This is a genomic window from Aquabacterium sp. A08, from assembly GCF_011742065.1.
Genome location: NZ_JAAQQT010000025.1, coordinates 1 through 665, shown reverse-complemented (window position 1 = coordinate 665; position 665 = coordinate 1). Strand labels below are relative to the sequence as shown.

2 protein-coding genes are annotated in these 665 nt (G+C 70.2%); one reads left to right on the top strand and one right to left on the bottom strand.

Going from position 1 to position 665, the window contains the following annotated elements; genetic code table 11:
* On the top strand, positions 1–384 hold a 384-nt coding region (locus HA630_RS00145; RefSeq protein WP_305792590.1), incomplete at its 5' end, for a DNA gyrase C-terminal beta-propeller domain-containing protein.
* A gap of 24 nt (positions 385–408) precedes the next feature.
* Here the strand turns inward: HA630_RS00145 and HA630_RS00140 are convergent.
* A partial coding sequence (locus tag HA630_RS00140; protein ID WP_166831966.1) for a RidA family protein occupies positions 409–665 on the bottom strand: 257 nt, incomplete at its 5' end.

The following is a 665-nucleotide window of genomic DNA, read 5'->3' as shown; positions in this document are numbered from 1 at the left end:
CGCCTGGCCGCACCCGACGGTGCGGTGGTGGCCCCGCCTGCTGCACCTGAAGGCGGTGAAGCACAGTCGGCGCTGGCCCCGGCCACGCACGTGTGTTGCGTGTCCACCGGCGGGCGCATCCTGACCTTCGAGTTGAGCGAACTGAAGTTGCAGCCCAAGGGCGGCCGTGGCCTGATGCTGATGGGCCTGGACGGCCCCGACACCCTGGCCGGTGCGGTGGCCTACACCCGCAGCGTGCGCATCGACGGCGTGGGGCGCGGCGGCAAGCCGCGCGAAGAAACGCTAGAAATCCGCAGCCTGAACAACGCCCGCGCCGCCCGGGGGCGCAAGGGCAAGGACGCGAGCTTCGGCTTCAAGCCGGCGCGGGTGTTCCGGCTGGTCTGAGGGTTTTCCGGCCCCGGGCTGGGGTCAGGCCAGCTCGGCCATCAGCTCAATTTCCACGCAGGCGCCCAAGGGCAGTTGGGCCACGCCAAAGGCACTGCGGGCGTGCGCGCCCACCTGCGGGCCAAACACTTGGCCCAGCAGCTCGGAGCAGCCGTTGGTGACCAGGTGCTGTTCGGTGTAGCTGGCGGTGGAGTTGACCAGGCTGAGCACCTTGACGATGCGCTTGACGCCGTTGAGGTCGGTGCCGGCCGCCACGCAGGCAGCGTGCAGCGTGCCCATCA